Source organism: Vibrio sp. 10N.222.49.A3 (assembly GCF_041475145.1).
Classification (GTDB): Bacteria; Pseudomonadota; Gammaproteobacteria; order Enterobacterales; family Vibrionaceae; genus Vibrio; species Vibrio tasmaniensis_A.
The window spans coordinates 21,289-42,807 of the sequence record NZ_JBFRVM010000129.1 but is presented as its reverse complement, the minus strand read 5'-3'; the positions used below and the strand labels follow the sequence as shown (position 1 = coordinate 42,807).

Genomic DNA, 21,519 nt, shown 5'->3' with positions numbered 1-21,519 from the left:
ACTTATCCGAACGGCATTAACGGAATATAATGGGGATTATGAATTGATTATTGCGAGTATTTACAAACAAAAATGCTCACCGAAGTGAGCATTTATTACTGTTCTACAGAGAACGAATTACGGAAGGCTAGCGTCTATTGTAGACCAAGCTTCTTCTCAAGGTAGTGGATGTTTGCCCCACCGTGTTGGAAGTTTTCGTCGTTCATAATAGACAGTTGAAGCTCAGTATTAACGTTAATACCTTCAACAATCATTTCACCCAATGCGTTCTTCATACGAGCGATAGCAACATCACGGTTCTCACCGTAAGTGATCAGCTTACCAATCATTGAATCGTAGTGTGGTGGCACTGTGTAACCCGTGTAGATGTGAGACTCCCAACGTACGCCCATACCACCTGGAGCATGGAAGCGCGTGATCTTACCCGGAGACGGTAGGAAACGTACGGGATCTTCTGCATTGATACGACATTCGATTGAGTGGCCGCGCAGCTTAATATCATCCTGTGTGAATGATAGAGGCTGACCAGCAGCAATGCGAAGTTGCTCTTTCACTAGATCGATACCCGTTACCATTTCAGTAATCGTGTGCTCAACCTGGATGCGAGTGTTCATTTCAATGAAGTAGAACTCACCGTTCTCGTATAGGAATTCAAATGTACCTGCGCCGCGGTAACCAATCTCAAGACATGCACGAGTACAACGGTCGCCGATGTATTTACGCATTTCTTCAGTGATACCTGGAGCTGGTGCTTCTTCCACAACTTTCTGGTGACGACGCTGCATTGAACAGTCACGCTCACCTAGGTGGATAGCATTACCTTGACCATCGGCAAGCACTTGTACTTCAATGTGACGTGGGTTTTCTAGGAATTTTTCCATGTAAACCATGTCGTTATTGAAACATGCTTTTGCTTCAGCACGAGTCATTGCGATAGCTTCTGTTAGTTCTTTTTCAGTACGAACAACACGCATACCACGACCGCCGCCGCCGCCAGAAGCCTTGATGATTACAGGGAAACCAATGCGCTTAGCGTGCGCTTTGTTTTTCGCTTCGTCGTCGTCAAGAGGGCCGTCAGAACCTGGTACACAAGGTACACCCGCTTTTTTCATTGACGTGATAGCTGACACTTTGTCACCCATCATGCGAATGGTTTCAGCTTTAGGGCCAACGAAGATAAAACCACTGCGCTCTACCTGTTCTGCAAAATCTGCATTTTCAGATAGGAAGCCGTAGCCTGGGTGGATAGCAACTGCACCTGTTACTTCAGCAGCGCTGATGATACGAGGGATGTTCAGGTAGCTATCGATACCACGAGCTGGACCGATACAAATTGTTTCGTCAGCAAGCAGTACGTGCTTAAGATCGCGGTCAGCGGTTGAGTGAACTGCTACCGTTTTGATGCCAAGCTCTTTACATGCTCGCAGAATACGCAGTGCAATTTCACCACGGTTCGCGATTACTAATTTATCTAACATAATGAGTGCTCTCTATTATTCGATAATTACTAGAGCTTGGTCGAATTCTACTGGTTGACCGTCTTCAACTAGGATAGCCGTTACAACACCAGATTTATCAGCTTCGATTTGGTTCATCATTTTCATCGCTTCAACGATACATAGTGTTTCGCCAGCAGTTACAGATTGACCCACTTTAACGAACGGTTTTGCATCTGGGCTTGGAGCGCCGTAGAAAGTACCAACCATTGGAGAAAGAACTTGGTGACCAGCAGGAACCGCAGGAGCTGCCGCTTCTGCAGCTACAGGTGCCGCCGCAGGTGCTGCTGCCGCTACAGGAGCTGGAGCTGCTGCATATTGAATAGGCGCTGCAGATACAGGGCTGTTACGACTGATTCGTACTGACTCTTCACCTTCAGAGATCTCTAGCTCAGAAATACCAGACTCTTCAACCAATTCGATTAGCTTCTTGATTTTGCGAATATCCATTGTTTCTTTCTCTTTATCTGTTGATTGAACTTACTCTTTGACTGAGTAGGTTAGTAATAGTTCGTTGTTTTTATTTACTTTGCGTTGAGCTTGTTGAGCGCAGCTGTCAAAGCAAATTGATAACCTTGGGCACCTAAGCCACAAATCACACCTTCTGCTTTATCAGACAGGTAAGAGTGGTGACGGAATGGTTCACGTGCGTGAACATTCGATAGGTGAACCTCAATAAATGGGATAGCAACACCAAGTAGTGCATCACGCAACGCCACACTGGTATGTGTAAAGGCCGCTGGGTTGATAATAATGAAATCAACATTTTGATAAGCACTATGGATAGCTTCAATCAGCTCATACTCACGATTTGACTGTAAGTGAGATAGCTCAACATCGTGTGTTTTCGCTTGCTCGGTCAATGAGCTAATAATCTGGTCAAGTGTTTGAGAACCGTAGTGTGCAGGTTCTCTAAGGCCTAACAGATTAAGGTTTGGTCCATTTAAAACTAGAATGCGAAACTTTGTAGACATTGTGGGGCTATCTTCCTTTATCGTGTTTACGAACGTGAATGTTGCCATTTTATTGAAAATTTGGGGATAATTTCCAGTAAGAAAAACCCAAATTTAAAAATTAGAACCAGATTATAGCTAATTCAGCGCAAATCGCAGCAATTTACTGGTCTAATCTCCTATTGAGAGAGTGTGAGATTGTTACCAACTTAACAAAAAAGCGCCTTAGCCTTAATTTTGTCGAGGATATTTGAGATCAAGATCAGCCATAAAAAAACCGCCACATAGGTGACGGTTTAGAAAGGAGTTGTTTTAAACAGTAATTACGTAATGTGACGGGTTGCTTATGCCAGTTCCGCTTTCTCTGCAATCAGCTTATCGACCACGCTTGGGTCTGCGAGTGTCGACGTATCGCCTAGGTTGCCAGTATCGCCAGTGGCAATCTTACGCAGGATACGACGCATGATTTTACCTGAACGAGTTTTTGGTAATGAGTCGGTCCAGTGCAGTACATCTGGCGTTGCGATTGGGCCTATCTCTTTGCGTACCCAGTCTTTCACTTCTTTATGAAGCTCTGCGGTCGGGAATTCACCATCATTCAACGTGATGTAAGCGTAAATCGCTTGGCCTTTAATATCATGAGGGATACCTACAATCGCAGCCTCTGCGATCTTATCAAATGCGACTAGAGCCGATTCAATCTCAGCGGTACCCATACGGTGACCTGATACGTTCAGAACGTCATCAACACGGCCAGTAATCCAGTAGTAACCGTCTTCATCACGACGAGCACCATCACTGGTGAAGTACATGCCTTTAAAGGTCGAGAAGTAAGTCTGTTCGAAACGGTCATGATCGCCATGAACGGTACGCATCTGGCCTGGCCAAGAGTCAAGAATCACTAGGTTGCCGTCTGTTGCACCCTCAATAATGTTACCCATGTTATCAACCAGCGCGGGTTGTACACCGAAGAATGGACGCGTCGCTGAACCCGGTTTTAGGTCTGTTGCGCCTGGTAGCGGTGCAATCAAGATTCCGCCCGTTTCTGTTTGCCACCATGTATCAACAATTGGAGACTGCTCATTACCGATTGTTTTGTAGTACCACTCCCACGCCTCTGGGTTGATAGGTTCACCCACTGAGCCCATGATTCTTAGGCTGTCACGAGACGTGCCTTCAACGGCTTCATTGCCTTTCGCCATCAATGCACGAATAGCTGTTGGCGCAGTATAAAGAATATTAACTTGGTGCTTATCGACCACTTCACTCATACGGCTTGTGTTCGGGTAGTTCGGCACGCCTTCAAACAGAATGGTTTTTGCACCATTGGCAAGCGGTCCGTAAACAAGGTATGTGTGACCGGTAATCCAACCCACATCGGCTGTACACCAGAAAGTTTCGCCTTCTTGGTAATCGAATACGTATTTGAAGGTCATTGCTGCATAAACAAGGTAACCACCGGTGGTGTGCATAACACCCTTAGGTTTGCCTGTTGAGCCTGACGTATAAAGGATGAATAGTGGGTCTTCTGCGTTCATCTCTTCTGGAGGACAATCTGCAGATACATTAGCAATAGCATCGTGCCACCACACATCGCGGTGTTCGTGCCATGCAACATCGCCGCCAGTACGTTTGAATACTACAACCTTTTCGATGTTCTTCACTTCAGGATTCGTCAGTGCTTCATCGACATTTTTCTTCAGTGGAACCGCACGGCCGCCACGCACGCCTTCATCGGCAGTGATAACGACTTTAGAATTTGAGTCGATAATACGACCAGACAGTGCTTCTGGGGAGAAACCGCCAAATACTACTGTGTGAACCGCACCTATACGGGTACACGCCAGCATCGCAACCGCAGCTTCTGGAACCATTGGCATGTATAAACAAACTACATCACCTTTGCGCACGCCTTGCTCTTTTAGAGCATTTGAAAACAGGCACACTTCTTTGTGTAGTTCATTAAAAGTTAGCGTTTTGTCATCAGCCGGATCATCGCCTTCCCAGATGATAGCGACTTCATCACCGCGCTCAGCAAGGTGGCGGTCGATACAGTTAGCCGAAACGTTAAGCGTGCCATCTTCAAACCAGCGAATATCAATGTGGCCAGGGTCGAAAGAGGTATTTTTTACCTGTGTGAAAGGTTTAATCCAATCAACGATTTTTCCGTGTTCACCCCAAAAGCCTTCAGGGTCAGAAACAGATTGCTGGTACATGGCTAGGTAAGTGTCATTATCCGCGTGTGTGGTTGATTTAATATTTTCTTTTACCGGATAAACGTGGGCTTCACTCATTGCATCTCTCCTTGTGCCTACATTCCTAATGAACTGGCAACTTCCTTTGTGTTCAGTTTCTAGGTCTATTACAGAACCGTCGTTGTGTTATCACTCTCGACTAGGACGGCGATTTCCACAATTAGACTTTAGGATGAGACGTTGCTTTTCACTTACAAAATAGCGAGTTAAGTTCATTTTTGAGATGTTGCTCTCTATGTGAAGCGCCAGTGGTTGAATTAAGAATAAGAAGAGTTGAAACGGGGTAGGTCACCATGTTTCAGGCGAACAAAGATCAGGGCGGCGGAGATAGCGTCTTGTAATGCATCATGTTTATTGACGGGGATAGGTAAATCGAGCTGGCGACAGATAGCGTCCATACTGAGATCAAAATAGGCGTTAGGCAGCTGCCTTTCGAGCTTGTCTTGATAAAGTTGGCTTACTTCGACTAATCGGTTAGGCAGTGGAAATCCAAGCTGTTTTAAACAGGCGCGATCGAGGATTTTTTTATCATAGCGGATGTGATAGCCGACTAAAGGACGATTTCCAATGAAGTTCAGTAGCTCGATTAAAGCCTGTTTTTCTTCGATGCCGTGCTTTAGATCTTGATGGCGAATACGGTGGATTTTTATTGAATTGCAATCGAGCGATTGAGGGGCGCGCAATCGGACTTCAAAAGGTTGGCTGGTAATGATTCGGTTGCCGATGATCTTGGTAGCGGCAATGGTGACTAATTCTGCCTGATTGGGGTCGAGGCTGGTGGTTTCACAATCGAGAGATACGTATTCGTGATTAGCAGGCGCAGTAAACAGAGGCTGATAAGTAGAGCCTTTGAGTTTATGATGCCAGTAATAACGAACCAGTCTATTCATCGTTCAATCGCCTAATCCCGTATCTGATAGTGGTAGCCAAGCCATTGCTTGAATTTTTTGACCACATGCAAGCTATGGCGAAGTAAGTCTCTGTCTGCTCGCTCCATCAATTTGACGTTAATCTTGTTGCTGCTGTGCTGTTGAGAAAGCCTTTGGGCTAAGCGCCACTTAAAGAATTGCTTGAGTGCTTCACTGAGATTATCGGCAGTACTTTGCTCAAGCACTTTCTTGCTAACCAGTTGTTCAATGCGTTCGAAGGTATTGTTTACCGTGACACCATGCTCAAGACAGAGTGCCCTCACACCATGCACGATAGGGAAAATACCGCCTTGTTTGATATCGAGCCCTGACTTGGATTGTTTAACATTGCCAAACAGGGTGAGGGGTACTGAGAAGTTCAGAGCCGGTCGGCAGAATTCAGTCAGAATCAATTCTTGTCCGAGCATCAAATCACTTAGGTGCTGCTTTACGGGTTTTAATAACTCTCTATTACCCGCAACGGCGTGTGCATCCGCCATGATCGCGATATCCATCACGGTATCTGGCGTGGCTTTTTTTACCCAACGGGTGAGGGTTTGTTTCCACTCTTGTTCTGAATGCACCCATTTGGGGTTGTTGACCATCACGTTGCCGGGGCAGAGTGGATAGCCCAATTGCTGCAATGTGTGAGTGAGGTCGTTCATAGCACTCTGGCATTGATGCCACTCTAAACCATCTTGAATAATCAGCGCGTTGTCTTGATCGGTTTTGAGAATTTGTTCTCCACGGCCTTCGGAACCCAACACGATGAGGCAGCAATGATTATGCAGTGCGGGTGGGATCACCAACTCAAACGCTTTCTCTATTATCTGTTCATTAACGGCTGAAATTAGCTCCATGATGAAGCGCGTGCGAATGCCGTTATTGAGTAGGCTTTCGACCAGTTGACGTTGTTTGTTGGAGGCTAATGCGAGCTCTTCAATGCTGGTGGATCGCGCAATACGCAAAGTGAGCACGTGAGAGTGAGTGGAGAATGCACTGAGGATTTGTGTCATATCCACCATGCCGACAGCATTTAGACCGTCACAAACCATCAACCTTTTTACCCGGTTTCTGGTCATGGTAATCATGGCATTAAATAAGAAATCCCCTTGGTTTACGTGCATCACTGGAAATGTTGCAATCTCGCCAACGGGCGCGTCCTGTGGGAAGTTATCGAGCATTACAGCGTGCAATAAATTGGTTCGTGTGACGATCCCATACGGTAAGGAGCCTGAACCAAAATCTTTTATGCCTTTGTTGTCTAAATGCACCAGCGCCGAGTCTAAGCCTTGCTCTTTTAGGATTTGAGTTACTTGGTTGATGGGTTGCCCTGGCTCAAGAATCAGTGGTGGGTGATAGATAGAGTCATCCACTTTGGTCAATATAAACTCGGCAAGGTTTTGTTGCTGCTGAGCGGCCTCAATCAGAGCTTTCCGTGTCGACAGGTTACTATCAAAGTAGGCGGCAAATTGACCATTGGCGTGATAAAGATCGAGAAAAATATCGGTAGGCAGTAGGTAGCTTAAGGTGTCTTCGAGTGCGATATATTGATGTTTGGTGTGAGGTTCAAACTGGCTGCGCACATCAAAAATATCGTCATTGGCGTAATGTGCGTAAATCTCACCATCACTGCTCGCGCGCTCTTCAACGGCTCCTTTGATCAGGATATGCAGGTGTCTGCTCGGCCTATCTGCTTCCAGTATCACTTCTTGAGAGCGGTAATACACCACGTCTAATGAAGAGCGAAGCTTCAATTGTTCCGTATCGGACAGGCTATCGAAGGGTGGGTGCTGCATATTAAATTTTTCAGGCATAAGCATCACAAGAAGTGGGAGTCTTTAATCAGTCTGACAAAATACCAGCGAAGCTCCAGACGACTTTAGTCTAAATGCAGACTAGATATCGATGAACGTGATATAGCTTGGTGATAAGTGATAAGTGATAAGTGATATCTAGGCTAATTAAATATAGGAATGCTATCCCAGTAATAATTCCCTTTTTCATCCTACTCTAGATAGGCATAATTGGAGCCGCCTTTTTCCGCACACTTTATAGGTTATTTATGTTTAGCCCCTCTCCTTACGGATGGATATCTCAGTATTTTCTTGGTTTCTTTTTTGCGTATGGTGTGTACTTGCCATTTTGGGCGTTGTGGTTTGAAGACCAAGGCGTTTCTGCAGGAGACATCGGTGTATTGATTGGTATTGGTTTTGCGACTCGCTGTGTTGCTAACCTTGTGATTACGCCGCGCATCCATAACGTAGAGAATCTTTTGCCCGCTCTGCGCTGGTTGAGCTTCGCCTCATTGTTATTTGTTGGCTTCCACTTCTTCACTGGAGGCAGTTTTCTATTGATGCTGTTGGCAACAGTACTGTTTAACCTCTGTTGTGGGCCGGTTATCCCTCTTTCTGACGCAATGGCTAACCATTACAGTCGTCTTAAGATGCTTGACTATGGACGCACTCGTTTATGGGGTTCGATTGCTTTTATTGCAGGTTCAACCGTGGTGGGTTATTTAGTCGCACAGTTCGGCACTGATATGATTTTGTATACAGCGCTTGCTGGTGTGCTGTTGTCGTTAATGTTAGCGATGAGAAACCCTAACGTGATGCCAGTAACGCAATCTGAGAAACAAGCAGTGCGACCAAAATTAGGTGAGTTACTGCGTGAGTCGTCTGTGGTTAAATTTTTGGCCTTGATGGCGTTGCTGCAAGGTAGCCATGCGGCTTACTACAGTTTTAGTGCGATTTACTGGAAAGAAGCAGGTCACTCAGAAGCGATTATTGGTTATTTATGGAGCCTAGGTGTTGTTGCTGAGGTGGCTGTGTTTGCTCTCAGTAAGCGCTTATTCTCTGGCTGGTCAATGCGTACTCTATTCGTGGTAGCTGCAATCGGTGTGATGGCTCGTTGGGGGATTACCGCATCAACAACGGCGATTTTCGCCTTGGTTATGGTGCAAATGCTGCATGGTGTGACGTTTGCTATGGCGCACATCGCAGCCATTCAATACATTCAATCAGAAGAACAGAATAAAATGGTCGCGCTGCAAGCTCTGTATAACGCGATCCCATTGGGGGCTGTTATCGCACTAATGACGACCTTAAGTGGTTGGGGCTATGAGCTTTGGGGGGCAAACATCTTCTGGGGTATGGCCGCGATGGGGGCTCTTGCTCTGTTCATTAAGTTGGACGAGAGAAGTTCAGTGGTTGAGATTAATCAATCAGGTTCGGAACAATTAGAATCTAACAGCAAATGCTGATAATTAGAGTCTGAAGCACAGAATTTAAGCGATTCGATTGAGTTAATGACCCATCCTTAGTTAAATGAAACCTCTCCCTTATGGAGAGGTTTTTTTATGGATGAAAAAGGGTTTTTAATGCAAGGATGGATAGTAATTCCAGTCTCTTTAGCCTATTTGGGCGTGTTATTTCTGATCGCTTGGTATGGAGACAGGCAGGTTCGTTGGCTATCGCGTTGGCGCCCATGGATCTATAGTCTTTCGATTGCAGTGTATTGTACCTCTTGGACTTTCTATGGAACGGTCGGACAGGCGAGCAATAACCCATGGTCCTTTTTACCCATCTACCTCGCCCCCATTCTGGTCTTTACACTCGGGTGGCGGATCTTGGCGCGGTTGATCCTGATTGCAAAGCGTGAACACATCACTTCAATTGCCGATTTTATCGCGGCTCGTTATGGAAAATCTCAGGGCTTGGCTGTTGCCGTCACCGTGATTGCCGTGGTCGGTATTCTTCCTTATATCGCGCTACAGCTGCGTGGTATTACGATGGGGCTAGATATTGTTGCGCCAAACCTAGCGTCTGATTTCGGCTATCAGGATTATCACGTGTCTTGGTTTGTGGTCGGTGCTTTGGCCATTTTTACCATGCTGTTTGGTACTCGGCATATCGATAACACAGAGCATCACCGTGGCATGATGATGGCGGTGGCGTTTGAGTCAATTGTTAAGCTAGCGGCATTCCTGATTGTTGGCCTGTTTATTATCTACCTGGCGATGAGCAGTGACAAAATTGACTTGTTTGATGTGGCGGCTTCCACCTACGAATCGCCTAATATTCCGACCTTAATTATTCATACCGTTTTGACCATGTTGGCGATTGTCTGTCTGCCGCGCCAATTTCACACCATGGTGGTTGAGAACGAACGTCCTCAAGACTTGCATACCGCTCGCTGGTTGTTTCCACTTTATCTGATTTTAATGGGCCTGTTTGTGCTGCCAATTGCTTGGGCAGGACAGGGGCTGCTTACTGATATGCCAGCTGATACTTACGTGATCAGTGTACCAATGGCTGAAGGTGCGAATCATATTGCTTTGTTAGCTTTCCTCGGAGGTACTTCGGCGGCGAGTGGAATGGTGATTGTCTCGACCATCGCATTAGCGATAATGGTATCGAATGATTTAGTGATGCCATTGCTGCTGCGCCGTATGCGTCTAACTCAAAGAACCCATCGACATTTTTCTGGCATGTTGCTGGTGATTCGACGCGGGTTGATTTTACTGCTGTTACTGGGTGCTTGGCTGTTCTATCAAGCGCTCGATACCATTCATTCACTGTCGGCGATTGGCTTTCTTTCTTTTGCGGCGATTGCTCAATTCGCGCCAGCACTTATTGGTGGTTTGTACTGGCGTCCAGGCAACCGGAAGGGGGTTTATGTCGGCTTAATGGTGGGCTCGTTGATTTGGCTGATCACCCTGATGAGCCAAACCAGTATGCTGGCAGGCAATAGTGAAAGTAACCTTTTACTGTGGATTATCACGCCACCAGAGTTGCTCAACAGTTGGGAGATCAGCAGTTCAAACTGGGGGATTGTGCTGAGTATTTTGCTGAATACTTTGTGTTATGCCGTGGTTTCTATGATGACCAGACCAAGCCTAAGTGAGCGTTTACAATCGGCTGCTTTTATTGGCACACCATTACCAGAAAATGAGAATATCAGCCTCTATCAGAGCCGTGTGACGGTCGCTGAATTAGAGATGCTGGCGTCTCGTTTTGTGGGGCGTAAGCGTGCGAAAAGTGCCTTGCAGAGTTATTGGCAACAGCACGGTCAGCCGCTACTTCCTAACCAACAAGCGCCCGCAAGCCTGATTCGACATGCAGAACGTGTGCTCGCTGGTGTATTCGGTGCATCTTCAGCTAAGTTAGTACTTACTTCGGCCTTGCAGGGCAGAAATATGCAGCTTGAGGAAGTTGCGACCATCGTTGATGAAGCCTCTGAACTGTACGATTTCAGCCGTGGTTTACTGCAAGGTGCGATTGAACATATTGGCCAAGGCATTGCAGTAATTGACAAACAGATGAGGCTGGTGGCGTGGAATCAACGTTATCTTGAGCTGTTTGAATTCCCTGCTGGCTTAATTCAGGTGGGTCGACCCATTTCAGATGTAATTCGTCACAATGCTGAGCAAGGTTTATGTGGCCCAGGCGACCCCGAAGATCACGTTCGACGCCGTGTTTATCACCTTGAGCAAGGCACGCGACACACCTCATCTCGTATTCGTCCGGATGGTCGAGTGATTGAGGTGCAAGGTAACCCAATGCCTAGTGGTGGCTTCGTCATGAGCTTTACCGACATCACGGTTTTCAGACAAGCAGAGCAAGCGCTAAAAGATGCTAATGAAAGCTTGGAATCGAGAGTCCATGAACGAACTCAAGAGCTCGAGAAGCTTAACCATCGTTTGGTAAAGGCGACGCAAATATCTGACCAAGAATCACAATCTAAGAGTCGTTTTCTTGCGGCTGTTAGTCACGATTTGATGCAGCCATTAAATGCTGCTCGCTTGTTTGCTTCTTCGCTATCTGAGGTCGCAAAAGAACAAGAGGAGAAGCAGCTTTCTTCTCATATCGAAAGTGCGTTGGGTGCGGCTGAAGATCTGATTGGCGACTTACTGGATATTTCGCGATTGGAGTCAGGAAAATTAGAAACCAACGTTCATGCGATTGCCGTGCATGATGTACTGACCAATTTGAATGCGGAATTTAGCGCTTTAGCGACACAGCAAAAAATACAGTTTCAGATGATTCCATCGTCACTGTTTATTCATTCTGACCCTAAGTTATTAAGACGAGTGATTCAGAACTTTTTAACGAATGCGTTTCGCTATAACCCTGAAGGAAAAGTGGTACTCGGTGCGAGACGAGTCAATGGTCAGGTACGAATTGATGTGTGGGATAACGGAACCGGTATCGATGAAGACAAGCAACAAGAGATCTTCGAAGAGTTTACGCGTGGCAGCCAAGTTCGTGCCGATCAAGGGTTGGGATTAGGGTTGGCTATCTCGAAAGGGATTGCTCATGTGCTTGGTCATCAAATATCGATGCGTTCATGGCCGGGAGAAGGCAGCGTCTTTTCCATCACCTTAGCGAGAGCAGAGCAGGTGGCTCCGGTTGTACAAGCTTCGACGCCAATGGCGACAAGCGACATCGAGCACCTGAAAATACTGTGTGTCGACAATGAGCGAGAAATTTTGGTCGGTATGGAGAACTTGATAGGACGCTGGGGTTGTGAGGTTAAGACCGCCGTCGACTTAGTCGAAAGTTTGAAGTGTCTCGATGATGATTGGCAGCCGGATGTGATTTTCTCTGATTACCGTTTAGATAATGGCAGAACGGGGCTCGAAGTATTGCAGCAGTGTCGTTTACGCCTTGGAGATTCTTTTGAAGGGGTCATTATCAGTGCAGATAGAACCGATGACATGTTGGCAGCAATAAAAGCCAATAGCTTCAGCTTTATCGCTAAACCCGTCAAGCCGCTAAAACTCAGAGCGGTTCTAAATCGGGTGAGCTAGTTAAGAGTCATCAGCTTGAATTCCTAATTAATGAACGGATGTAAGAGGGCCTCGAATGAGGCCCTTTTTTGTGTTTCTATAGTTCTATTCTGGCTTAGCGTAGTCTCGGGCTAACCCGCAATCCCACCTTGAGTTAGAGCGGTTGGGTTAAGCAACTTGCTGAGCTCTTCTCGGCTGAGATCCGTTTCTCTTTCGGCAACATCCAGAATTGGTAAGCCCTCTTTGTAGGCTTTCTTGGCGATGTCCGCTGCTTTTAGGTAGCCAATCACAGGGTTAAGTGCGGTCACCAGAATTGGATTCTTTGACAGTGCCAAATCGAGGTTGTCTTGGCGTACCGTGAAGGTAGAAATCGCTTTATCAGCCAGTGCGACTGAACTGTTTGCTAACAACTCTATGCTTTCTAATACGTTATGAGCAATAACGGGCAGCATCACATTCAATTGGAAGTTACCCGATTGGCCTGCAATCGTAATGGTGGTGTCATTACCTATTACTTGAGCCGCCGCCATGGCTGCAGCTTCTGGAATTACAGGGTTTACCTTGCCAGGCATGATAGATGAACCCGGCTGTAGAGCCTGCAACTCAATTTCCCCTAAGCCAGCCAGTGGGCCTGAGTTCATCCAGCGAAGATCGTTTGAGATCTTCATGATCGCAACTGCTGCAGTTTTGAGCTGACCTGACAGCGCAACGATCGCGTCTTGGCTGCTGAGGTTAAAAAAGAAGTTTTCACTCGAGGTAAAACTGATCTTTGTCGATTGAGACAGGTTACTTGCAAACTTATCGGCAAAGCGTGGGTCGGCATTGATCCCCGTACCAACCGCTGTGCCACCTTGAGCAAGCGCCTTGACTGCTGGCAAGCTGCTTTCTATCGCTTGCTTGGCATGTTCAATCTGAAATTTCCAACCACCAAGCTCTTGAGCAAAGGTAATCGGCATTGCATCCATTAGATGGGTACGGCCAGTTTTGACTACCTCAGCAAGTTCATGCTGTTTTACGGTAAGTGCCGCAGAAAGGTGGGTAAGTGCAGGCAGTAGCTTATTTTCTGCCATCAAAGCGACACTGACTTGAATTGCTGTTGGCACGACATCGTTACTGCTTTGCCCCATGTTTACGTGATCATTCGGGTTCACGTCTCCTTGCAGGCTTCTTGAAGCGAGTGTCGCAATCACTTCGTTAGCATTCATGTTAGAGCTGGTGCCAGAGCCCGTCTGATAGACATCAATAGGGAATTGCTCGAGGTGTTTACCATCGATGATCTCTTGGCTGGCTTCGGCTATCGCGTTGGCAATATCACCTTCCAGTAAACCTAGCTGAGCATTAGTATCGGCGGCGGCCAGCTTAATTAACGCCAGTGCTTGAATGAAGCTGGTTGGCATCTTGTGTGAACTAAACGCGAAGTTATCAGCGGCACGTTGAGTTTGAGCTTGGTATAGCGCATCGGCAGGAACTTTCACTTCGCCCATGCTGTCTTTTTCTATCCGAAATTGTAGGGTCATCTTCTATCCTTGTTAGCCAAGTGGGGCTTGGACTTGTTGTAGTGTTTGGCTGAGATTCAAAAAACGCGCTTGGCCTTGAGGCTGCTGGCAGTAGTGGCGTTTCAAATAAAATAGTGGTGAGTGAATAGAGTCTAGGCAGATATGACGAAAGGCGAAACTGCGTTCTGGAGACTCAATCGCTTCTATCAAATGGAAGAAAACTTGGCGCAGGTACAGCTCGCACAACAAGATGTTTTCTTGGGCGGCATGCTTTTCATAGTAAGCGGAAAGCGTTAGTGCACACTCGATGTAGTCTCGAATCACAAACGGCTCATGGCCTTGAACTTGCTCTAATGAAGCAAAGCGATCTTGTGCTTTGTAAAACCTCGAATAGAGACTCTGCTGTTCTTTCATCATTATTTGCATCTCTTTAATAGATGTTAATGATAATTATTATCAAATGGGGTTTTAAAAACAACCCTTTGTTTATCTTTTTATAAAATGGAGGGGAAAAGAAAAAGCCGATACATGACGTATCGGCTTTCTTGAGTCAGTACCTAATCCCTACAATGTAAGTACTGATTCTTTTTTGCTAAACATCTTTGTTTCGTGGTAGTGCTTAGTGGTCGTGAGCTTCACCAGCACCTTTCGGGTAACGAATGTTCTCAACCATCTCTTGTACATCTTCAGGAACTTCCGCGGTCACTTTGTTCACTGCAATTGATACTACAAAGTTTAGACACATACCTAGCGTACCGATGCCTTCTGGGCTGATACCAAACCACCAATTTTCCGGTGTGCTTGCTGCTGGGTTAATGAACTTGAAGTAGATGATGTAGCTTGCTGTGAAGGCAATACCTGACAACATACCTGCAATAGCGCCTTCCTTGTTCATCTTCTTGTAGAAGATACCTAGGATGATGGCAGGGAAGAAGGATGCTGCGGCTAAGCCGAAGGCAAACGCTACTACCTGTGCTACAAAGCCTGGTGGGTTAATACCCAAGTAACCTGCACCTACAATCGCGATCATGGCAGCTAAACGAGCGGCTAACAGCTCCTGCTTATCGGTCATGTTTGGTCTGAAGCCTTTCTTCAACAAGTCATGTGAAATCGACGTTGAGATTACCAATAGTAGACCCGCGGCTGTTGATAGTGCGGCTGCTAGGCCACCGGCTGCAAGTAGTGCTACAACCCAGTTTGGTAGTTTTGCTAGCTCTGGAGAAGCCAGTACGATGATGTCACGGTTAATCTTCATCTCGTTGCGTTCATCGCCCGAGTAGAACATTTTGCCATCGCCGTTCTTATCTTCCCAACCTACTAGGCCAGTGCTTTCCCAGTTTTTATACCAGCTTGGTGCGTCTACTGCTGCGACACCTTGCATGTCTGGGCCGTTAATCGTTTCAATCATGTTTACACGAGCGAACGCTGCAACGCCGGGTGCTGTTGTGTATAGCAATGAGATGAACAGTAGTGCCCAACCCGCTGAGATACGAGCATCACGTACTTTTGGTACCGTGAAGAAACGAATGATTACGTGTGGAAGACCCGCAGTACCGACCATTAGAGCTGCACAGATGAAGAATACATCCACCATGCTCTTGTTACCTTCGGTATAGGCGGTAAATCCGAGCTCTTCGGTTAGGCCATCCAGTTTATCAAGAAGATAAACATCCGTGCCAGATAGCGTTGAACCCATACCAACTTGTGGAAGTGGGTTACCTGTCATCATGATTGAGGTAAAGATTGCTGGAACAAGGAAGGCGAAAATGAGGACACAGAATTGAGCTACCTGCGTATAAGTGATGCCTTTCATGCCACCAAGCACTGCGTAGAAGAACACAATACCCATACCAATGATGATGCCTAGGTTAATATCAACTTCTAGGAAACGAGAGAATACAACGCCAACACCACGCATCTGGCCCGCAACGTACGTAAATGATACGAAGATTGCACAGAATACCGCTACCATACGTGCTGTTTTCGAGTAGTAACGTTCACCGATGAAATCAGGAACCGTAAACTGACCGAACTTACGTAGGTAAGGTGCTAAACATAGCGCAAGTAGTACATAACCACCTGTCCAACCCATGAGGTAAACCGCACCGTCGTAACCAACGAATGAGATGATACCTGCCATTGAGATGAATGATGCTGCCGACATCCAGTCAGCGGCTGTTGCCATGCCGTTTGCTACTGGGTGTACGCCGCCGCCAGCAACGTAGAATTCACTCGTTGTTCCAGCGCGAGCCCAGATTGCGATGCCGATATAGACTGCGAAAGTAATACCGACGAGAATAAACGTCCAAGTTTGAATATCCATGTTCTAGCCTCTAGTCTTCCTGTACGTTGTATTTTTTGTCCAGCTTATTCATGCGAACAACGTAAATAAATATCAACGCCACGAAGGTATAAATTGAACCTTGTTGAGCGAACCAAAAACCTAGCTTAAACCCGCCAAATTGAATGGTATTTAGGACATCCACAAATAAGATGCCAGCGCCATAAGACACCACAAACCAGACAGCGAGTAGTGTTCCCATTATTCCCAAGTTTTCCTTCCAGTAGGCTTGAGCATGTTCCGTAGATTCGAACGCCATTGCCTTCTCCTTTAATTCCGTTTTCGTAGAAACCGTTTTGTGAAACCGTTTTTGTAAAATAGCGTGTTAACGTAATGTTACGATTTAGAATGTAGCAAGGATAAGTCAAGGGATCTGTGCAACTTTAGTCGGGACGCTATTAGCGCTAATGTCCTGAAATATGGGAGCTAGGAGACAGAACCATAGAAAAACGTGATGTTGCAATGATGTTAAATTAGCCAAAGGTCTAACAAAAAGGGATGAATTAGAGTGCGAGTCATAAAATTTAACAACTAAATGACTGAGAAACGGTATTTAGTCCTGCCTATGACACGAAGCGAAACATAAGTTTGTTATAGTAACTACGGTACTTTCACCGGTCGTGACTTGCTCAACGGCAGAAGATCAACAAGCTAGTGGCAAAAGATCAACAGGCTTAAGGCTCGAGTTTTATTCTTTGGGGGGACGAATTGGACGCAATAACCATTAACCACTTATTTTTAACTGGTGCGGTGCTCATCGCCATCAGTGTGCTTTTTTCGCAAGTGTCCTCTCGCTTGGGCGTTCCGATTCTTTTGATCTTCCTTTTCGTTGGCATGTTAGCCGGTGAAGATGGACCCGGTGGCATTAATTTTGATGATTACTCACTGACTTATTTGGTGAGTAACCTCGCGCTTGCCGTGATCCTGCTTGATGGCGGTATGCGAACCAAGGTCGCAAGCTTCAAGGTTGCGTTTTGGCCATCGCTCTCGCTGGCGACGATAGGTGTCGCGTGTACTGCAACCCTAACGGGCTTAATGGCGGCTTGGCTGTTCGATCTGTCATTGATGCAGGGTATCTTAGTCGGTGCCATTGTAGGCTCAACCGATGCAGCTGCGGTATTTTCTTTGTTGAAAGGGCAGAGCCTCAATGAACGTGTTGGTTCAACCCTAGAGATCGAATCCGGTACCAATGACCCAATGGCTGTTTTCCTGACTGTGACTTTAATTGCGCTACTGGGTACCCCAGATGCCGAGATGGGAATGAACTTCCTACTCAAAAGCTTCGCGATGCAGTTTGGTATCGGCACCCTTGTTGGTATCGGTGGCGGTTGGGTTTTATGGAGTCTAATTAACCGAGTACAGCTGGCCGATGGCCTTTACTCGATTCTGGTGCTCAGCGGGGGCGTGGCTCTGTTTGCGTTCTCTAACATGCTTGGTGGTAGTGGCATCTTATCGATTTACCTAGTCGGTCTGTTCATTGGTAATCGTCCAACTCGCTCTCGACACTCTATCCTTAATGTTCTTGATGGCATGACGTGGCTAAGCCAGATCGTGATGTTCTTGGTGCTGGGGCTATTGGTTACACCATCGACATTGATGGACATTGCACTTCCTGCGTTAGCATTGGCTTTCGGTATGATCTTGTTTGCTCGCCCGTTGTCTGTTTGGTTGGGTTTACTGCCGTTCAGAAGCTTTACCACCAAAGAACGTTGGTTTGTTTCTTGGGTAGGTTTACGTGGCGCTGTGCCGATCATTTTGGCGGTGTTCCCGATGATGGCTGGCCTGCCCAATGCTCAGCTTTACTTTAATATCGCCTTCTTCGTGGTTATGGTTTCGCTGATTGTTCAGGGAGGTAGCTTGATGAAAGTTGCGAGGTTGGCTCAGGTGACCTTACCACCGACACCAACACCGATTTCTCGTACCGGCATGGAGATTTATCCGACCAGTGAGTGGGAGATGTTTGTCTACAAGCTGAAAGAGGAAAAGTGGTGTGTTGGTGAACCGCTTAAGCGTTTGTCTATGCCTGAAGGGACACGAATTACGGCACTGTTTAGAAAAGATGCTTTGCTTCACCCATCGGGTAGCACCGTGTTAGAGGCGAACGATATTCTCTGTGTGCTTGGCCAAGATAAAGACCTAGATAGTTTAAGTGCGCTATTCAGTGAGGCTCCTCTAGCTGAAGAGGCCGCTCGATTCTTTGGTGATTTCTTCTTGGATGTTGAACTATCGGTTGCAGCGGTCAGTGATTGTTATGGTATTGAACAGGGCTCGGAAGAAGAGCGAGAAATGACGCTAAAACAATTGGCTGAGCGAGAGCTTGGTGTACACCCTGTATTAGGTGATAGCTTTATGTGGCATGACATTACTTGGGTGGTTGCAGAGATAGATGATCATAAAGTCGTCAGGTTGGGTTTATGTTTACCAAAGACGACTTTAGAAGAGGATATAAGTGAAGTTTAGTTGTGGACTTCTTGTAGCAAGATAACCGCCTGAGTTCGGTTTTTCACATCTAATTTACGGAAGATGGCTGTCATATGTGCTTTGATAGTCGCTTCCGAAACATTCAATTCATACGCGATTTGCTTGTTCAGCAAGCCGTCTGAAAGCATCCCTAGCACCTTGTATTGCTGAGGTGTCAGTGTGGAAAGCTTTTCCGCAAGGTCGCTACAGGCTGCATTATTGGTGATAAGCCCTTCAGGAAAGAACGGGTCGCCATTCAGCACTTGATTCAGTGCACTGACCAATTCACGCATATCACTCGACTTAGGAATGAAGCCAAAGGCACCGTGGCTCTTCACTTGAGTGACAACGCTAGCATCCTCGCTGGCTGAGATCACCACAATTGGTAAATCTGGATATTCAGCACGTAGTTGAATTAAGCCCGACATCCCGTTTGCTCCCGGCATTTTAAGGTCGAGAAGTAACAGATCCGGTTCATCTTCTTTTTTTAGTAGAGTCAGTAAGGCATCGAGAGAATCAGCCTCAAGCAGGTTCGCACCGCTGATAGCCATATGAACTGACTGAAACAGGGCGTTGCGAAAGAGAGGGTGGTCATCAGCAATGATGATGGTATAGGTCGAGTCCATGACGTTCATACTTTTAACAATTTAGTTAATATTTATTATCATCCTGATTGAGTATGTGGACAATATTTATGCCTTAAAAGTCTGAACCATATCGACTTTTATCCCCAGAATAAGAAAGCGTTACTCTGAATAGCAAAAAAGCCGCACTGCCATCTCGTTACTGAGGGGCGGTGCGGCTTTCGTTTAGGCGGATATTCCGGTGAATATTGCCGTTATAGCTGGTGGTTTTGCATATGTTTCAAGAATACGTCGGCAGGCATAAAGCCCGTCACACGAGCATTTGGAACATGGTTACCCTCGCCATCCCAGAACTCAATTGTTGGTAAGCCGAGTACCTGTAATTGTTTAAGCAGTTCAATATCTTGAGGCATGTTTCTCGTTACGTCAGCCTGAAGCAGGACGAAATCAGAAAGCTTGTTCTCAACATCGGCTTGGTGGAAGGTGTACTTCTCAAACTCTTTACATGCCACACACCAATCGGCGTAGAAATCGAGCATCACTGGTTTGCCGAGTTTCTTGGCTTCGATGAGCTGGATTTCTAACTCTTCAACCGTGTTGACGCGGGCAAATTGGATTTGTTGCTCAACCACAACGCTCTTTTCTGCGAACCAGTAATTTAGCGCAGGTTGAGCTGATGCGAACAGGCCAAGCATCGCGATGATACCTACAGCGCTCTGTTTCCAACCACCGAATGGCAGTGCATTCTTGTTGTGGTAAAGCCAACCAAAGGCGATGAACCCAAGACCAGACCAAAGTACCGTTGCCCACAATTCAGGAATAATTCGCTCTAGCAGGAAGATAGGCGCTGCCAGCAAGATAAAGCCGAATACGATCTTCACCTTGTCCATCCAGCTACCTGCTTTTGGTAGTAGCTTATTACCAAACACCGCAACCAAAATCAGCGGAATACCCATACCCATTGCTAACGCATACAGAGCGATCGCTCCGGTTAATAGGTCGCCACTTTGAGCCACATACAATAACGCACCTGACAGTGGCGCTGTGGTACAAGGTGAGCACACCAAGCCAGAGATAGCGCCCATTGCGAACACGCCCAAGGTATTGCCGCCTTGCTGTTTGTTACTTTGATTGTTAAGCCAAGTTTGGATACTGCTTGGAAGTTGCAGGTTATAAACGCCAAACATCGACATGGCTAATGCCACGAATAGAACGCTCAACGCAATTAATACATAAGGGTGTTGCATCGCAGCTTGGAACTGCATGCCTGCTGAAGCAACCACTAAACCCAATAAGGTGTAGGTCAGCGCCATGCCTTGCACGTAGATGAAGGACAGCATCAGCGCACGACCTTGGCTGAGCTTGCCGCCACCTAGCACAATACCCGTTAGAATCGGATACATAGGCAGAACACACGGCGTAAAGGCTAAGCCAACACCGAGTGCGAGGAATAATAATGGCGTCCACCAACTGTCACCCAGCTTATCGGCTAAGCCTGCTTCTTTTGAAACGGGAGCATTGGTTTGTTGAGTGGTATTGCTTGCTGCGTCAGCGGTAGGAGAAGAGGCTTGTACTGAATTGTCAGCTTCACCAGCTGCATCAGAAGAACCTTGTAAAGCACCACTGTTTTGCTCATCACTGCTTTTCATATCCCCAGAACTCGTCGCAGTAAACGGTTCAATGTCGATTACTCGGATCTCTGGTGGGTAACAGAAACCAGCATCTGCACAGCCTTGATACTTAACGATCAGCTGTGAGCCATCTTGGTAACTCTGTAGAGGAACTTGCACGAATAACGGCTGAGTATAGATGCTCACCTCACCGAAGAATTCATCTTGGTGTGGTTGGCCATTTTCCATTTCAACATTGCCGATAGTGAGATTTTGTCCAGTGAACGAGAGGCTATGTTGATAGAGGTAGTAGCCCTCTTTTACTTGCCAGTCGAGAAGGACCTTGCCGTCTTGCTGGTAGTAATTGAAAGGGAAAGCTTGGTCTACAGGGACAAAACCGTTGTTATTGCCTCCGAAGCTTGGCTCGGCGTTGTCGTTTCCAAAAAGCGCCCACGCAGGCTGGGTGAACAGGGAAACACACACAAAAAGTAATGTGGCAAGTCGTCGCATACTATTTAGTCATCAAAATGGAGTTGAAGGTATCTTAACTCAATCAGACCGTAATAGTTTGTGATTAGTTTCATCGGTAGACAAATATCCCCTAAGGCGGGTGGGCTATTTTCTGG

Annotated in this window: 15 protein-coding genes; 3 read left to right on the top strand and 12 right to left on the bottom strand. The window is 46.5% G+C overall.

Annotated elements, in window-relative coordinates:
• Window positions 1-134: 134 nt before the first annotated feature.
• The 6 genes from accC to AB4589_RS19595 all read right to left on the bottom strand — a co-directional run bounded on the left by accC (window position 135) and on the right by AB4589_RS19595 (window position 7,435).
• A complete protein-coding gene (gene accC / locus AB4589_RS19620) occupies window positions 135-1,478 on the bottom strand; it encodes an acetyl-CoA carboxylase biotin carboxylase subunit (RefSeq protein WP_009844691.1) in 1,344 nt (447 codons plus the stop codon).
• A gap of 15 nt (window positions 1,479-1,493) precedes the next feature.
• Entirely contained in the window at window positions 1,494-1,946 is a 453-nt protein-coding gene (gene accB / locus AB4589_RS19615; protein WP_004729736.1) for an acetyl-CoA carboxylase biotin carboxyl carrier protein, read from the bottom strand.
• Between the two features lie 74 nt (window positions 1,947-2,020).
• Window positions 2,021-2,470: a type II 3-dehydroquinate dehydratase gene (gene aroQ, locus AB4589_RS19610; RefSeq protein WP_009844692.1), complete on the bottom strand. Its 450-nt coding sequence runs from the start codon at window positions 2,468-2,470 to the stop codon at window positions 2,021-2,023.
• A gap of 323 nt (window positions 2,471-2,793) precedes the next feature.
• Window positions 2,794-4,743: an acetate--CoA ligase gene (acs, locus tag AB4589_RS19605; protein WP_009844693.1), complete on the bottom strand. Its 1,950-nt coding sequence runs from the start codon at window positions 4,741-4,743 to the stop codon at window positions 2,794-2,796.
• Between the two features lie 218 nt (window positions 4,744-4,961).
• The gene (locus tag AB4589_RS19600) at window positions 4,962-5,594 is read right to left on the bottom strand and encodes a 3'-5' exonuclease (RefSeq protein ID WP_009844694.1); all 633 of its coding nucleotides are present in this window, start codon (window positions 5,592-5,594) and stop codon (window positions 4,962-4,964) included.
• An 11-nt stretch (window positions 5,595-5,605) separates the two neighbouring features.
• Window positions 5,606-7,435 (bottom strand): DUF294 nucleotidyltransferase-like domain-containing protein, encoded by a 1,830-nt coding sequence (locus AB4589_RS19595; protein ID WP_372101546.1) that lies wholly within the window; start codon window positions 7,433-7,435, stop codon window positions 5,606-5,608.
• Between the two features lie 242 nt (window positions 7,436-7,677).
• On the opposite strand from AB4589_RS19595, the gene AB4589_RS19590 reads away from it, so the two are divergent.
• Window positions 7,678-8,874, top strand: a complete 1,197-nt coding sequence (locus AB4589_RS19590; RefSeq protein WP_017101054.1) for a 3-phenylpropionate MFS transporter — start codon at window positions 7,678-7,680, stop codon at window positions 8,872-8,874.
• Window positions 8,875-8,991: 117 nt separating this feature from the next.
• Window positions 8,992-12,423 carry a PAS-domain containing protein gene (locus tag AB4589_RS19585; RefSeq protein WP_372101545.1) on the top strand — a complete coding sequence of 1,144 codons (3,432 nt, stop codon included), beginning with the start codon at window positions 8,992-8,994 and terminating at the stop codon, window positions 12,421-12,423.
• A 110-nt stretch (window positions 12,424-12,533) separates the two neighbouring features.
• Here AB4589_RS19585 and AB4589_RS19580 read toward each other — a convergent pair whose 3' ends face one another.
• The 4 genes from AB4589_RS19580 to AB4589_RS19565 form a co-directional block, all read right to left on the bottom strand.
• Entirely contained in the window at window positions 12,534-13,919 is a 1,386-nt protein-coding gene (locus AB4589_RS19580) for a class II fumarate hydratase (protein WP_372101544.1), read from the bottom strand.
• 12 nt (window positions 13,920-13,931) lie between these two features.
• The gene (locus AB4589_RS19575) at window positions 13,932-14,315 is read right to left on the bottom strand and encodes a hypothetical protein (protein ID WP_017096527.1); all 384 of its coding nucleotides are present in this window, start codon (window positions 14,313-14,315) and stop codon (window positions 13,932-13,934) included.
• A 202-nt stretch (window positions 14,316-14,517) separates the two neighbouring features.
• Entirely contained in the window at window positions 14,518-16,221 is a 1,704-nt protein-coding gene (locus AB4589_RS19570; protein ID WP_372101543.1) for a sodium:solute symporter family protein, read from the bottom strand.
• Window positions 16,222-16,231: 10 nt separating this feature from the next.
• Window positions 16,232-16,498 (bottom strand): DUF4212 domain-containing protein, encoded by a 267-nt coding sequence (locus AB4589_RS19565; protein ID WP_009844701.1) that lies wholly within the window; start codon window positions 16,496-16,498, stop codon window positions 16,232-16,234.
• Between the two features lie 449 nt (window positions 16,499-16,947).
• Between AB4589_RS19565 and AB4589_RS19560 the strand changes: the two genes are divergently transcribed.
• Window positions 16,948-18,699 carry a potassium/proton antiporter gene (locus AB4589_RS19560; RefSeq protein ID WP_372101542.1) on the top strand — a complete coding sequence of 584 codons (1,752 nt, stop codon included), beginning with the start codon at window positions 16,948-16,950 and terminating at the stop codon, window positions 18,697-18,699.
• Here AB4589_RS19560 and AB4589_RS19555 read toward each other — a convergent pair.
• Window positions 18,696-19,325, bottom strand: a complete 630-nt coding sequence (locus AB4589_RS19555) for a response regulator transcription factor (protein ID WP_012604978.1) — start codon at window positions 19,323-19,325, stop codon at window positions 18,696-18,698. The two genes, AB4589_RS19560 and AB4589_RS19555, sit on opposite strands and share 4 nt — an antisense overlap.
• 212 nt (window positions 19,326-19,537) lie before the next feature.
• Complete coding sequence (locus tag AB4589_RS19550; protein ID WP_372101541.1) at window positions 19,538-21,403, bottom strand: protein-disulfide reductase DsbD; 1,866 nt, start codon at window positions 21,401-21,403, stop codon at window positions 19,538-19,540.
• Window positions 21,404-21,519 lie beyond the last annotated feature (116 nt).

Excerpts from the sequence above, each read along its gene's own strand:
- accC (WP_009844691.1), bottom strand. The coding sequence starts at position 1,478 with ATGTTAGATAAATTAGTAATCGCGAACCGTGGTGAAATTGCACTGCGT.
- accB (WP_004729736.1), bottom strand. The coding sequence starts at position 1,946 with ATGGATATTCGCAAAATCAAGAAGCTAATCGAATTGGTTGAAGAGTCT.
- aroQ (WP_009844692.1), bottom strand. The coding sequence starts at position 2,470 with ATGTCTACAAAGTTTCGCATTCTAGTTTTAAATGGACCAAACCTTAAT.
- acs (WP_009844693.1), bottom strand. The coding sequence starts at position 4,743 with ATGAGTGAAGCCCACGTTTATCCGGTAAAAGAAAATATTAAATCAACC.
- AB4589_RS19600 (WP_009844694.1), bottom strand. The coding sequence starts at position 5,594 with ATGAATAGACTGGTTCGTTATTACTGGCATCATAAACTCAAAGGCTCT.
- AB4589_RS19595 (WP_372101546.1), bottom strand. The coding sequence starts at position 7,435 with ATGCTTATGCCTGAAAAATTTAATATGCAGCACCCACCCTTCGATAGC.
- AB4589_RS19590 (WP_017101054.1), top strand. The coding sequence starts at position 7,678 with ATGTTTAGCCCCTCTCCTTACGGATGGATATCTCAGTATTTTCTTGGT.
- AB4589_RS19585 (WP_372101545.1), top strand. The coding sequence starts at position 8,992 with ATGCAAGGATGGATAGTAATTCCAGTCTCTTTAGCCTATTTGGGCGTG.
- AB4589_RS19580 (WP_372101544.1), bottom strand. The coding sequence starts at position 13,919 with ATGACCCTACAATTTCGGATAGAAAAAGACAGCATGGGCGAAGTGAAA.
- AB4589_RS19575 (WP_017096527.1), bottom strand. The coding sequence starts at position 14,315 with ATGATGAAAGAACAGCAGAGTCTCTATTCGAGGTTTTACAAAGCACAA.
- AB4589_RS19570 (WP_372101543.1), bottom strand. The coding sequence starts at position 16,221 with ATGGATATTCAAACTTGGACGTTTATTCTCGTCGGTATTACTTTCGCA.
- AB4589_RS19565 (WP_009844701.1), bottom strand. The coding sequence starts at position 16,498 with ATGGCGTTCGAATCTACGGAACATGCTCAAGCCTACTGGAAGGAAAAC.
- AB4589_RS19555 (WP_012604978.1), bottom strand. The coding sequence starts at position 19,325 with ATGGACTCGACCTATACCATCATCATTGCTGATGACCACCCTCTCTTT.
- AB4589_RS19550 (WP_372101541.1), bottom strand. The coding sequence starts at position 21,403 with ATGCGACGACTTGCCACATTACTTTTTGTGTGTGTTTCCCTGTTCACC.